This is a genomic window from Streptomyces sp. 796.1 (assembly GCF_047525675.1).
Taxonomy (GTDB): Bacteria; Actinomycetota; Actinomycetes; order Streptomycetales; family Streptomycetaceae; genus Streptomyces.
Genome location: NZ_JBLIWA010000004.1, coordinates 122,154 through 134,963 on the forward strand (window position 1 = coordinate 122,154; position 12,810 = coordinate 134,963).

Annotated in this window: 8 protein-coding genes and 1 riboswitch; of the genes, 5 read left to right on the forward strand and 3 right to left on the reverse strand. The window is 73.0% G+C overall.

Translation table 11 applies throughout. The features are described from left to right. Positions 1–339 precede the first annotated feature (339 nt). On the reverse strand, positions 340–1,122 hold the full coding sequence (locus ACMA1D_RS04865) for a PIG-L deacetylase family protein (RefSeq protein ID WP_414722604.1): 783 nt from the start codon (positions 1,120–1,122) through the stop codon (positions 340–342). A gap of 1,255 nt (positions 1,123–2,377) precedes the next feature. Here ACMA1D_RS04865 and ACMA1D_RS04870 point away from each other — a divergent pair. Both ACMA1D_RS04870 and ACMA1D_RS04875 read left to right on the forward strand, forming a co-directional pair. Beyond that, positions 2,378–4,564 carry a carbon starvation CstA family protein gene (locus ACMA1D_RS04870; RefSeq protein ID WP_414722605.1) on the forward strand — a complete coding sequence of 729 codons (2,187 nt, stop codon included), beginning with the start codon at positions 2,378–2,380 and terminating at the stop codon, positions 4,562–4,564. 381 nt (positions 4,565–4,945) lie between these two features. Further along, positions 4,946–5,158, forward strand: a complete 213-nt coding sequence (locus tag ACMA1D_RS04875) for a CstA-like transporter-associated (seleno)protein (RefSeq protein ID WP_414722606.1) — start codon at positions 4,946–4,948, stop codon at positions 5,156–5,158. A gap of 153 nt (positions 5,159–5,311) precedes the next feature. Here the strand turns inward: ACMA1D_RS04875 and ACMA1D_RS04880 are convergent, their stop codons facing one another. Next, positions 5,312–6,703, reverse strand: a complete 1,392-nt coding sequence (locus ACMA1D_RS04880) for a TolB family protein (RefSeq protein ID WP_414722607.1) — start codon at positions 6,701–6,703, stop codon at positions 5,312–5,314. Positions 6,704–7,129: 426 nt separating this feature from the next. Then, a riboswitch (cobalamin riboswitch) is annotated at positions 7,130–7,269 on the forward strand. Positions 7,270–7,426: 157 nt separating this feature from the next. Here ACMA1D_RS04880 and ACMA1D_RS04885 point away from each other — a divergent pair. The 3 genes from ACMA1D_RS04885 to ACMA1D_RS04895 all read left to right on the forward strand — a co-directional run bounded on the left by ACMA1D_RS04885 (position 7,427) and on the right by ACMA1D_RS04895 (position 11,841). Then, the gene (locus ACMA1D_RS04885; protein WP_414722608.1) at positions 7,427–9,946 is read left to right on the forward strand and encodes a ribonucleoside-diphosphate reductase subunit alpha; all 2,520 of its coding nucleotides are present in this window, start codon (positions 7,427–7,429) and stop codon (positions 9,944–9,946) included. Between the two features lie 122 nt (positions 9,947–10,068). Next, positions 10,069–11,025, forward strand: coding sequence for a ribonucleotide-diphosphate reductase subunit beta (locus tag ACMA1D_RS04890; RefSeq protein ID WP_414722661.1), 957 nt, complete (start codon positions 10,069–10,071; stop codon positions 11,023–11,025). A 105-nt stretch (positions 11,026–11,130) separates the two neighbouring features. Then, the gene (locus tag ACMA1D_RS04895) at positions 11,131–11,841 is read left to right on the forward strand and encodes a hypothetical protein (RefSeq protein ID WP_414722609.1); all 711 of its coding nucleotides are present in this window, start codon (positions 11,131–11,133) and stop codon (positions 11,839–11,841) included. Positions 11,842–12,005: 164 nt separating this feature from the next. Here the strand turns inward: ACMA1D_RS04895 and def are convergent, their stop codons facing one another. Continuing rightward, complete coding sequence (gene def, locus ACMA1D_RS04900; protein WP_414722610.1) at positions 12,006–12,662, reverse strand: peptide deformylase; 657 nt, start codon at positions 12,660–12,662, stop codon at positions 12,006–12,008. Positions 12,663–12,810 lie beyond the last annotated feature (148 nt).

Here is a 12,810-nt window from a genome sequence, read left to right on the forward strand (position 1 = left end):
CCCCCCCCCCCCCCCCCCCCCCCCCCCCCCCCCCCCCCCCCCGCGGCCGTCTCGGCGACGGCCCGTACGGCAGGTGCGAGCAGGGGCGTGAGCGTCGGCGCGAACGCGAAAGCAGAAGCCGAAACAGAAGCAGACACGGGCGCGAACGCAGGAACGGATGCGGGCACGGGCACACCGGCGGGGGCGCGCGCGAAGGCACGGGCACGGGCGCTCGTCGCGCCCCCGCCCCCGCCCCGCTCGCGGACACCGCTCCACCGTCATCGCTCCCTGTCGCCCGTCACCCGTCGTTCCGTCGCCCTGCCGGCTCCGCCGCCCGCTCGCCGCTCGTCGCCCGCCGTCTCAGGAGGTCGCCGACAGCGGCTCCAGGGACCAGACGCGCTCGGTGCGCAGCGGGCCGCGCCAGGCCATGAACGGGCCGTGGCCCACGCCGAGCGTGGCCAGTTGCGAGCCGTAGCACTGCACGGCGAGCCGCTTGGCCGACCACTGGTCGTCGTCGAGCTTGACCTCGTACCGCCGGGTGAGCCGGTAGCGGTCGGTCAGGCTGCGGAAGGACGCGCCGCGCTCCTCCTCGGCGGCGAGCACCGCCTCGGCGTCGTCGGTGTGCCAGCCCGCGGAGTGCCCGGTGTACGGCTGGTCCGCGTAGATCAGCGGCAGGGCCGCGCCCTGCTCGGCGCGGGTGCGCAGCACCTGTTCGCGAACGAGCGCGTGGTGGTCCTGGCGGGTGCCGAGCGGGGCCAGTACGTCGGTGTCGGCGGGGAGTTCGCGCAGCCACTGGTCGAGGTGGCCGAGTTCGGAAGGGTCGCCGTACGGGCCGTCCGGGTGCGGCAGCGTGATCTGCGCCACGCCCACCATCTGGAGGGCCTGGGCGTCCTCGATCACCCGGGCCCGGTGGGCCTCGTGCGGGGTGCCGAAACCGCACTCCTCGTCCCAGGAGGAGACGGTCGCCTCGGGCCCGGGCGCCCCGCCGTACGCGGTGACGACCACGACCGGCCCGGGGAGCTGGGGAATCACGGCGGCCAGCGAGAGTACGGCGTCATCGAAGTGCGGCGAGATCACGACGGTGCCCCACGGGGGCGTGCCGGGCGACGTGTTCGCGGCTGCGGACGCTGCGTTCTCGGGCATGGACTTCGGGTCCTTCCTGGTGGGTCCTGCGCTGGGTGACGGACGGAGGTCGGGCGGTACGGGGGTGCGGCCGGGGGCGGTCGCACGGGGCACGGTGCGGAGCAGCGCCACGGGCCGGCGCCTGGCGCGCGCCGCAGGCGCTGCCAGGCCCCGCGGTGCGAGGCGGGACGGCCGGACCACGGCGGACGAGCGGGACGAAACGAGACGGAGCAAGACGGAGCAAGACGAGCAGGAAGAGCGGGACGGGCGGTACGGGCGGTACGGGCGGAACAGCTAGGAGGGGACAGGACAGCGCCCCGGGGTGGGGCGCGGCCACCGTACGTCGGGGGTGCGCCGACCCCGTCGCACCCCAATCGTGCGGATAGCTGGCCATACCCTACGACCGGCGGGGTGCCGCCGGGAACGGCCGAGGCCAGCGAATGAAAGGCTGGTCACGCACGACGGACCGGGTGGGAACCCACGGTGGCTACCGCTCCGCGCCGCCCGGGTCCCGGTCGTATGCACGTCTGAGCCAGTTCCCGCAAGGGCGCGTGCCCCGATCCATCGCTTTCCGGCCAACTCTTCGGCCGCTCGGGAGGCTGATCCGCGCCCCGGCGTTCCGTACCGGAGCGGCGCGAAGGTCGGGACGGGAAGAGGGTTCCCCTGCACCGGCCGGGCGGGCCAGTATGTGCGCCTGTCGACCGACGGCCGGTGCGGCACAGGCGAGCGGAAGGGACTGTTCAGCGGGCCCGCGCCGCCCCGCCCACCGACCCCCTACCGCCGATCGCGATACGCGCGTGACGGATGAGGTCAGAGGGAAGGATGATCCGGTGTCGGCGAGGACGGAAGGCGTCGCTGCGTGACGAGCGAGCGCGGAACAGACGTCGACAGCGATGTCGTCGGCCCGCAGCACCACCACGATTTCGAGCACGTTCAGGTCCCATCGCAGGCGTGGGGAAGCGGAGTTGAACCAGATGCAGGTGATCGTACGAGCCCCCGGAGAACTGGTCCAGACCACACCAGGCGGACCACCCCCGTCCGCGCCACCCCCGCCCGCGCCGCACCCGGTCACCGCCGGCACCCGGCCGCCGATCACGCTCGGCAGGCGCCCGGACGCGGGTGCGAGCAGGGGCGCGGACGCGAACCCCGGTACCGGCGTGGGCGCGAGCACGTCCGCAGACGCGAGCAAGGCCGCAGACGCGAGCAAGGCCGCAGGTGCGAGCAAGGCCGTCGCGGGCTCGGCTGAGCCGGCCGCGGCCACGGGGAGGCGGGCCCGGTGAGCACACCCACCGCACGGACCATCTCACCGCGGACGGTCCTGATCTGGACCGGGGTCGCGCTCGTCGGCGCGCTCGGCTGGGCCATGCTCGCGCTCTCCAGGGGCGAGGAGGTCTCCGCCGTCTGGATGGTGGCGGCGGCCCTCGGCTCGTACGCCATCGCGTACCGCTTCTACTCGCGGTTCATCGTCACCAAGGTGCTGCGCGTCGACAAGACGCGGGCCACCCCCGCCGAGCGGCTCAACGACGGCGTCGACTTCCACCCGACCGACCGCCGGGTGCTGCTCGGCCACCACTTCGCGGCGATCGCCGGCGCGGGCCCCCTGGTGGGGCCGGTGCTGGCCGCGCAGATGGGCTATCTGCCGGGCACCATCTGGATCGTCGCCGGCGTGATCTTCGCCGGCGCCGTGCAGGACATGGTGACGCTCTTCTTCTCCACGCGCAGGGACGGCAAGTCGCTGGGGCAGATGGCGCGCGAGGAGATCGGCCCGATCGGCGGCGCTGCGGCGCTGATCTCGGTCTTCATCATCATGATCATCCTGCTCGCGGTGCTCGCGCTGATCGTGGTGAACGCGCTGGCCGGGTCGCCGTGGGGCACCTTCTCCATCGCGATGACCATTCCGATCGCCCTCGGCATGGGCTTCTACCTGCGCGTCCTGCGCCCCGGCCGGGTCACCGAGGTCTCGCTGATCGGCATCGTGCTGCTCCTTGCCGCCATCGCCGGCGGCAACTGGGTCGCCGAGTCCTCCTGGGCCGACGCCTTCACGCTCGACCACAGCACGTTGGTGATCTGGCTGGTGGCGTACGGGTTCATCGCCTCCGTACTGCCGGTGTGGATGCTGCTTGCGCCGCGCGACTACCTGTCCACGTTCATGAAGATCGGCACGATCGCGCTGTTGGCGGTCGGCGTGGTGGTCACGCTGCCGAACCTGAAGATGGACGCGGTCACCGACTTCGCGGGCCGCGGTGACGGGCCGGTGTTCGCCGGGGCGCTCTTTCCCTTCGTCTTCATCACCATCGCCTGCGGCGCGCTCTCCGGCTTCCACGCGCTCATCTCCTCCGGCACCACGCCGAAGATGATCGAGAAGGAGACGCAGGTCCGGATGATCGGCTACGGCTCCATGCTGATGGAGTCGTTCGTGGCCGTGATGGCGATGGTGGCGGCGTCGATCATCGACCCGGGGCTGTACTTCGCGATGAACGCGCCGGCCGGCGTGGTCGGCGACACCGTGCAGGCCGCGTCCGACGCGGTCGCCGGCCTCGGCTACACCATCTCCCCCGACCAACTGGCGGCAGCCGCCAAGGCCGTGGAGGAACAGTCGCTGCTCTCGCGCACCGGTGGCGCACCCACCCTGGCCGTCGGCGTGTCGGAGATCTTCTCCGATGTGATCGGCGGTGAGGGGATGAAGGCGTTCTGGTACCACTTCGCGATCATGTTCGAGGCGCTGTTCATCCTCACCGCGCTCGACGCGGGCACCCGGGTCGGCCGCTTCATGCTCCAGGACATGCTGGGCAACGTCTACAAGCCGTTCCGCGACGTGAGCTGGAAGCCCGGCGCCTGGATCGCGAGCGCGCTGGTGGTGGCGCTCTGGGGGTACTTCCTCTGGGTCGGCGTGCACGATCCGCTGGGCGGCGTCAACCAGCTCTTCCCGATCTTCGGCATCGCCAACCAGTTGCTCGCCGCCGTCGCGCTCGCCGTCTGCACCACGCTGTTGGTGAAGTCGGGCCGGCTCAAGTGGGCCTGGGTGACGGCCGTCCCGCTGGTCTGGGACGGGGTGGTGACGCTGACCGCGAGCTGGCAGAAGGTCTTCTCCGGCGACCCCAAGGTGGGCTTCTTCAGCCAGCGCGACCGCTACCAGGACGCCATCGACGCGGACAAGGTGCTGCCGCCGGCCAAGAACATGGACGAGATGCAGACCGTGGTCACCAACTCGACCGTGGACGGCGTGCTCTCGGCGTTGCTCGCCGTGCTGGTGATCATCGTGATCGTGGACGCGCTGCGCACCTGCGTACGGGCCGTCCGCAACCCGGAGGCGTCCAGGCTGCACGAGGCGCCGTACGTGAAGTCGCAGCTCGTCGCCCCCGCCGGGCTCGTCCCGACCCGCGAGGAGAAGGCCGAACTGGCCGCGGCTGCCGCGGGCACGGGCGGCGAACCCGAGGCGGCGGGCGCGGGCCGGTCGGACTGACGGGGCGGGCGGACTGAGCGGGCGGACTGACGGGGCGGGCGCGCCGGCGACGGACGCACGCCGGTGGGTACGGGGCGCCGCCCGCGCCCACGGCGCCGCTGGGTTGCGGGGCGCCGCTGGGTTGCGGGCCCCGTGCCCGCGGCGGCCCGCGGTGCGTGACGCACGGCACGGACGGCGGCACCCTGGAGGCGGGGCCGTCGTCCGCGCCGGGCCCCTGCGGCAGGACGACGCACGAGGACGCGAGGACAGCCGCACCCGCGCCCGCACCGCGCGGGCCCGGCCAGGAATTCCGGAGCCCCGGAGCCCGGGAATCCAGGAGCCCGGCCATCCAGAAGCCCGGATCATCCAGAAGTCCGGATCACCCGGAAAGGAGAAGCCCACATGATCACCCGCACCGCACGCCGGGCCGCGCACTGGGGGCGCCGGATGCGCTGGTACGTGCGCGAGTTCACCGGCGAGAGCGCGTACGACCGGTACGTGGCGCACGCCAGGCAGCAGCACCCCGGGCGGGTCCCGGACAGCCGCGACGAGTTCGAACGGCGCCGGATGGACGAGCGCGACGCCGACCCCCGGGGCGACTTCCGCTGCTGCTGAGCGCCGGCCCGGCGGGCGGCCCCGGGCATCGCCGACGGGCCCGCGCCGCGCCCGGGCCCGCGCCGCCCGGCCTACGGAGTCCCTACGGAGCAAGCGGAGCAACGGAGCCGGGCCGTTCCCCTCGCGCATCACGGGGCCGCGGCTCCGTCGCGCTCACCCCCGGCGGTGCCGTGCGAACAGGTCGGTCGCCGCGTTGGTGTCGCCCGGCACCAGGTGGTCGTCGGCGGAGCCGAACACCACCGTGCGTGCGTGGGTGTCGGTGAGGTACGCGTCCGGTGGTGTGGTCGACTGGGTGCCGTCCGTGCGTACGGAGAGCCGTTCGACCTCGCCGGTGCGCAGGTCTCGGGCGAAGAGGTCGTCGACCCCGTTGGTGTCGTCCGGCACCAGGTTGCTGGCCGCCGAGACGAAGACGAGGGTCTTGCCGTCGCCGCTGAGCTGGCCGAACAGCGAGTCGCCGGCCGCCTCGACGCCCCGTGGGGCGAGGCTGACCCGCTCCGTCGTACCGCGCTTCAGATCGCGCAGGAACAGGTCGAACGCGCCGTTGGTGTCGCCCGGCACCACCGCGGCCGACTTGCTGGCGAACAGCGCGAAGCGGCCGTCGGCGCTGAGCGCGTGGGTGGTGGCGCCGATCTCGGCGCCGTCCTGCATCACGCTCGCGGCCACGGTCCGGCCGGTGCGCAGGTCGTGCACGTACATCGGCTCGAAGCGCGGCTTTCGCGGCCCGCGCGGCCCGGTGCCGGGCTGCGGCACGTCCCGGGCCTGCCCCGTCGCGTCCGACGTGCCCGCCCCCGCCCCCCGCTCGCCCCAGAGGTCCTGGGCACGTCCCGGCGGCACACCCGGTCGGTCAGCGCGCCCCACGCCCTCCGCCGCCGGACCGACCGCACCAGCGTCCGCAGCGGCGCCCCGCACTCCGCTCGTCCCCGCGCCCGGCCCCGGGTCGCCCACCGGGGAGCGGGAGATGAAGCCCACCTGCCGGCCGTCGGCGCTGAGTACCGGCAGGGCCGCCGCCCGGGGCGCCTGGGTTCCGTCGCTGGTGACGTTGGCGCGCCGGATGGTGCCGTCCGTGCGGTCGAGCGCGAAGATGTCCGCGACCCCGTTGGTGTCGCCAGGCACCAGGTCGGCGCGGACCGACTGGAACGCCACCACCCGCCCGTTCGCGCTGATCACCGGCATCTGTAGGCCCTTGTCCGGATGCGGGTTGGGTGGCAGCAGCCGCTCCGTGCGGTGGGTGCGCCGGTCGTGCAGGAACAGGTCCTCCTGCCACGGCTGGTCGGGCGGCAGGTCCGTGCGCCAGGCCGCGAAGGCGAGCAGCATCCCGTCGGCACTGGCCGACACGTCGGAGACCTCCCACTCCGGGCCGGTCAACGCCAGCCGCTCGACCCGCCCGGTCGCCAGGTCGCGGACGAAGGTGTCCGAGCGCCCGTCGGTGTCGCCGGGCACCACCTGGTCGGCGTCGGTCGTGAAGGTCAGCCAGCGGCCGTCCGCGCTCAGCGCGTACCCGTAGGACTCGCGCGCCAGTTGGCCGCCGTCGTGCGCCAGGCTCACCCGCTCCGTGCCGGGCGCGCCGGGCCACGCCCTCGCCCCGTGCCGCGCCCCGTGCTGCCCGCCAGCCGGTACCGCCGTGGTCGATGCCGCCGTGGCCGGCCCGGCCAACAGCCCCGCCGCTAACCACGCGCAGGCCACCCCCGCCAGCGCCGTACGCGTTCTCGCTCGGGTGTTGCGCATCCCGTTTCCCACCCCTTCGCCAGCCGATGTCCGCCGTCGTCCGTGAACGGCGTGCGACGCACCCAACTCCGCTCCGGGGCGGGGGTCAACACACCAGGACTGTGGCAAGCCACCAATGCGCGGCCCGCCGGCCGAACCGTTCCGGCCCGTGATGACGGGCCCGACGGGCCGCCAACGAACGCCGCGCATTAGCACATCCGTACGGGATTCCTTCCCATCCGACACAAGATGTGGGGGCGCATGCCCGGGCCAACACAAGATGTATGCTCGTCCTCGCTGTCGCCGCAGGGGAATCCGGTGGAAATCCGGAACTGTCCCGCAACGGTGTACGTGTGCCGTTTTGCGCGCCGTGAGTCCGAGGACCTGCCGACAGTACGCCCATGGCCCGGGGTGCCGCCCCGGCCGCCGGGCGTCGTATTCGTCCGGGCCCCGCGGGTTGGGCCGGCGGACGCTGCGTGGCATGCCGGGACCGCGGTCGCGGCCTGCCCCGCGCGCGCCGCCCCGCCCCGCGTGGCCCCTTGCCGAGCGAGGGAGAGCCACCCCGTGACCATCGCGCCCGCGGACCCCGTTTCACGCGAGTCCGTGCCCGTGTCAGCGGCCGAAGGAGCCGGGACCGCACTGCTGCGGGTCCTGACCGACCTCACCGCCGACCTGCCCGCCACCGACCCGGGGAAGGTCGCCGCCGCCGCGCTGCGCGGTCGCCATCCCGGCTCGGACGAGGCGGAGTTGCGCTCCCTGGCGACCGAGGCGGCGGCCGGTCTGATCGCCGAGGAGCCGCAGTACTCGCGGCTCGCCGCGCGGCTGCTCACCCGGGCCATCGCGGAGGAGGCCGCCGGGCAGGGCGCGGTCTCCTTCTCCGCCTCGGTCGCCGTCGGTCACCGGGAAGGGCTCATCGCCGACGAGACGGCGGAATTCGTACGGGTGCACGCCGCGCGGCTCGACGCCCTCCTGGACGAGACCAACGCCCGCACCGACGGCGCGTCCGGCGTGGGCCGGGCCGACGACCGGTTCGGCTACTTCGGGCTGCGCACCCTGCACAGCCGTTACCTGCTGCGCCACCCGATCACCCGGCAGGTGATCGAGACGCCGCAGCACTTCCTGCTCCGGGTGGCCTGCGGCCTCGCGGACGGCGCCTCCGAGCAGGCGGTGACGGACGTCAGCGAGTTGTACCGGCTCACCAGCTCGCTCGCCTATCTGCCCAGCTCCCCCACGCTCTTCAACTCCGGCACCCGGCACCCGCAGATGTCCTCCTGCTACCTGCTGGACTCGCCGCTGGACGAGCTGGACTCGATCTACGACCGCTACCACCAGGTGGCCCGGCTCTCCAAGCACGCCGGCGGCATCGGCCTCTCGTACTCCCGCATCCGCTCCCGCGGTTCGCTGATCCGCGGCACCAACGGGCACTCCAACGGCATCGTGCCGTTCCTGCGCACGCTCGACGCCTCCGTCGCCGCGGTCAACCAGGGCGGTCGCCGCAAGGGCGCGGCCTGCGTCTACCTGGAGACCTGGCACGCGGACATCGAGGAGTTCCTCGAACTGCGGGACAACACCGGCGAGGAGGCGCGCCGCACCCACAACCTGAACCTGGCGCACTGGATCCCGGACGAGTTCATGCGCCGGGTGGAGGCGGACGCCGACTGGTCGCTGTTCTCGCCGGCGGACGCGCCCGACCTGGTGGACCTGTGGGGCGAGGAGTTCGACGCCGCGTACCGGGCTGCGGAGGCCGCGGGCAAGGCCGTCAAGACCGTGCCGGCCCGGGTGCTGTACGCGCGGATGATGCGCACCCTGGCGCAGACCGGCAACGGCTGGATGACCTTCAAGGACGCCGCCAACCGGACCGCCAACCAGACGGCGGAGCCCGGCGCGGTCGTCCACTCCTCCAACCTGTGCACCGAGATCCTCGAAGTCACCGACGACGGCGAGACCGCGGTGTGCAACCTCGGCTCCGTCAACCTCGCGGCCCACCTGCGCGACGACGTCCTGGCCGGCGGCGTGCCGGAGGGGGCGGACCCGCTGGACGCGGTGGACTGGGAGCGCCTGGACCGCACCGTGCACACCGCGGTGACCTTCCTGGACCGCGTGGTGGACATCAACTTCTACCCGACCGAGCAGGCGGGTTCCTCCAACGCGCGCTGGCGGCCGGTGGGCCTGGGCGTGATGGGCCTCCAGGACGTCTTCTTCCGGCTGCGGCTGCCGTTCGACTCGCCGCAGGCCAAGGAGTTGTCCACGCGCCTTGCCGAGCGGATCATGCTCGCCGCGTACGAGGCGTCCGCCGACCTCGCCGAGCGCCCGCGCACCGGTACGGACGGCTCCACCGACGCCACCGACGCGACCCCGGTCGGCCCGCACCCGGCCTGGGCGGCCACCCGCACCGCACGCGGCGTGCTGCACCCGGACCACTACCCGAGCGCCACCGCGCACTGGCCGCAGCGCTGGGACGCGCTGCGCGCCAAGATCGCCAAGACCGGTATGCGCAACTCGCTGCTGCTGGCCATCGCGCCGACCGCGACCATCGCCTCCATCGCCGGCGTGTACGAGTGCATCGAGCCGCAGGTCTCCAACCTCTTCAAGCGCGAGACGCTGAGCGGGGAGTTCCTCCAGGTCAACGCGTACCTGGTGGAGGACCTGAAGAAGCTGGGCGTGTGGGACGCGCAGTCCCGGGACGCGCTGCGCGAGGCCAACGGCTCGATCCAGGACTTCGGTTGGGTGCCGCAGGAGGTGCGCGCGCTGTACCGCACCGCCTGGGAGATCCCGCAGCGCGCCCTGATCGACATGGCCGCCGACCGCACCCCGTACCTGGACCAGAGCCAGTCGCTCAACCTCTTCATGGCCTCGCCCACCATCGGCAAGCTCAGCTCGATGTACGCGTACGCCTGGAAGCGCGGCATCAAGACCACGTACTACCTGCGCTCGCGCCCGGCCACCCGGATCGCCCAGTCGGCGCGCGGCGCGGAGGCGGCGGCCAGCGCGCCCGCGCCGGTCCCCGCCCAGCAGACGGCCGTCGCAGCCGACGTGATCGCCTGCTCCCTCGAAAACCCCGAATCCTGCGAGGCATGCCAGTGACCAGCCCGGCCACCACCCCCGACACCACGGCCACCGACGCCGCGGCCACCGAGCCCGCCGGCGAGGCGGTCACGGCGCGGAAGAACCTGCTCGACCCGGGCTTCGAACTGACCCTGCGACCGATGCGCTACCCGGACTTCTACGACCGGTACCGCGACGCGATCAAGAACACCTGGACCGTGGAGGAGGTGGACCTGCACTCCGACGTCGCCGACCTCGCCAAGCTCTCGCCGGGCGAACAGCACCTGATCGGCCGGCTGGTCGCGTTCTTCGCCACCGGCGACTCGATCGTCGCGAACAACCTGGTGCTCACCCTCTACAAGCACATCAACTCGCCCGAGGCGCGGCTCTACCTGTCGCGGCAACTGTTCGAGGAGGCCGTGCACGTCCAGTTCTACCTGACGCTGCTCGACACCTACCTCCCCGACCCGGACGACCGTTCGGCGGCGTTCGCGGCCGTCGAGAACATCCCCTCGATCCGCGAGAAGGCGCAGTTCTGCTTCAAGTGGATCAACGAGGTGGAGAAGCTCGACCAGTTGGCGAGCAAGGCGGACCGGCGCCGCTTCCTGCTCAACCTGATCTGCTTCGCCGCCTGCATCGAGGGCCTGTTCTTCTACGGGGCGTTCGCCTACGTGTACTGGTTCCGCTCCCGCGGCCTGCTGCACGGCCTGGCCACCGGCACCAACTGGGTCTTCCGCGACGAGTCCATGCACATGGAGTTCGCGTTCTCGGTGGTGGACACGGTCCGCGAGGAGGAGCCCGACCTCTTCGACGCGGAGCTGGGTCGCGAGGTCACGGCGATGCTGGAGGAGGCCGTGGAGGCCGAGTTGCAGTTCGCCCGCGACCTGTGCGGCGAGGGGCTGCCCGGCATGAACACCGAGTCGATGCGCGCGTACCTGGAGTGCGTGGCCGACCAGCGACTGCGCCGCCTCGGCCTGCCGGCCCGCTACGGCTCGGAGAACCCGTTCGCCTTCATGGAGTTGCAGAACGTCCAGGAGCTGACGAACTTCTTCGAGCGCCGCGCCTCGGCCTACCAGGTCGCGGTGGAGGGCTCGGTCTCCTTCGACGACGAGTTCTAGAAGGGGCCCGCCCCCGCCCTCCCGTTCCTGCCTGGCACTCTCCTGCCAGGCAGGAACGGGCACTTCCCGCCCCACGCCGGCAGGGCGCTTCGCTAGCGTGAGCCCATGTCAGGACCCCTACCGCCCCCGGTCCCGGGCCAACAACCGGGCCCCGCGGCGCCACCCCCGACAGCACCGCCACCACCGCACGCCACCGGCGCCCCGCCCGCCGCGCCCCCTTCGTACCCGCAGGGCAGCGGCCAGCCGTTCGCCCAAGGGAGCGGCCAGCCGTACGCGCAGGGCAGCGGCCAGCCGTACCCGCAGGGCACCCACCAGCCGTACGGCTACGGCCAGCCCGGCGCCGGACCGCAGGGCCACGGCGGCCACCCGACCGGCGCCCCGGGCCCGCTGCCCGCGCCGCCACAGGTCCCGCCGTACGGCACCGCACTGCCCCCGTTCCTGCAAGCCCCCTGGCCCCCGTACGCACCGCCACGGATGCCGAACGTCGTCCGCGCCGCCCAGGTGCTGCTGTTCGTGGGGGCCGGGTACTACGTGCTGCTCGCCGTCACCGCGGGGATGACGATCAGCGCGCGGGCCGCCGGGCAACTGACGGCGACGGGGCTCTCCATGTTCGGGGCGGCGATCTGCGCCCTCAGGTTCGGCGGCGGCCGGCAGCCGACGCGGATCACCGCGATCGTCTTCACCGCGATCGCCATCGCCGCCGGCATCGGCGCCGCCCGGACGCATCCCACCGGACCTGCGGCGATCCTCGCCATCGTGGGGGTGGTCCTGCTGGCCCAGCACACCACGCGCGACTGGTTCCTGCGCCACCACTGACGCGCCCGTACCTCCCGCGGCGACTCACCGCCGGCCCGCGGCCGACCTGCGCCCCTTGCACCGGCGGCGCCCCGCCAGCCACCGCCCCGCACGCCGACGGGCCGCCACCGACCGGTGCTGTCCGGTCGGCGACGGCCCGCAGCCGTGCGCGTGCGCGAGGGCGCTCAGTCGTTGGGCACCGTCTCGTAGCGCGGCGTGCCCTCTTCCATCTGCCGCAGGGCGTCCTTGCGGTCCCGCTTGGAGAGCCGGTCGATGTAGAGGTAGCCGTAGAGGTGGTCGGTCTCGTGCTGGAGGCAGCGCGCGAAGTAGCCCGTACCGCGGACCTTGATCGGGTTGCCCTGGATGTCCTGGCCGGTCACCTCGGCGTAGTCCGGGCGGGCCAGCGACGCGTACGCGGTGGGCACCGAGAGGCAGCCCTCGTTGGAGTCGTCCAGGTTGCGGCGCTCGGCGGGCAGCTCCACCAGGACCGGGTTGCAGACCACGCCGACGTGCCGGGTGCCCGAGTCGTCCATGCAGTCGTAGACGAAGACCTTGCGGTCGACGCCGATCTGGTTGGCGGCCAGGCCCACGCCCTCGGCCGCGCGCTGGCTGGCGAACATGTCGTCGACCAGCGCGGCCAGCTCGTCGTCGAACGCGGTGACGTCCTGACATTCCTTGTGCAGCACCGGATTGCCCACGACGGTGATCGGACGGGCCGTGCCCCGCTCGCGGTGCGCCCGCTCCCGCTCCTCACAGTCCTCAGTGTCGACGACGTACCCGTCCTCCACCTCCGGCAGTGCGGACCCTTCGTTCACCTGCTGGTCGGTCTCTTGCTGCGCCATCGTCCGCCGTAAGCCTTCCTGGAATCCCTGATGCGTCGCCCTACAGGGTACGGGCAACGCCGCGGCGCGACCCGCCCATGACGAGCACCGGGCGGGCGGCCTGCGGGGTACGGGGGCAGGCGGCGCAGGGCGCGAGGGCTGCGCAGCG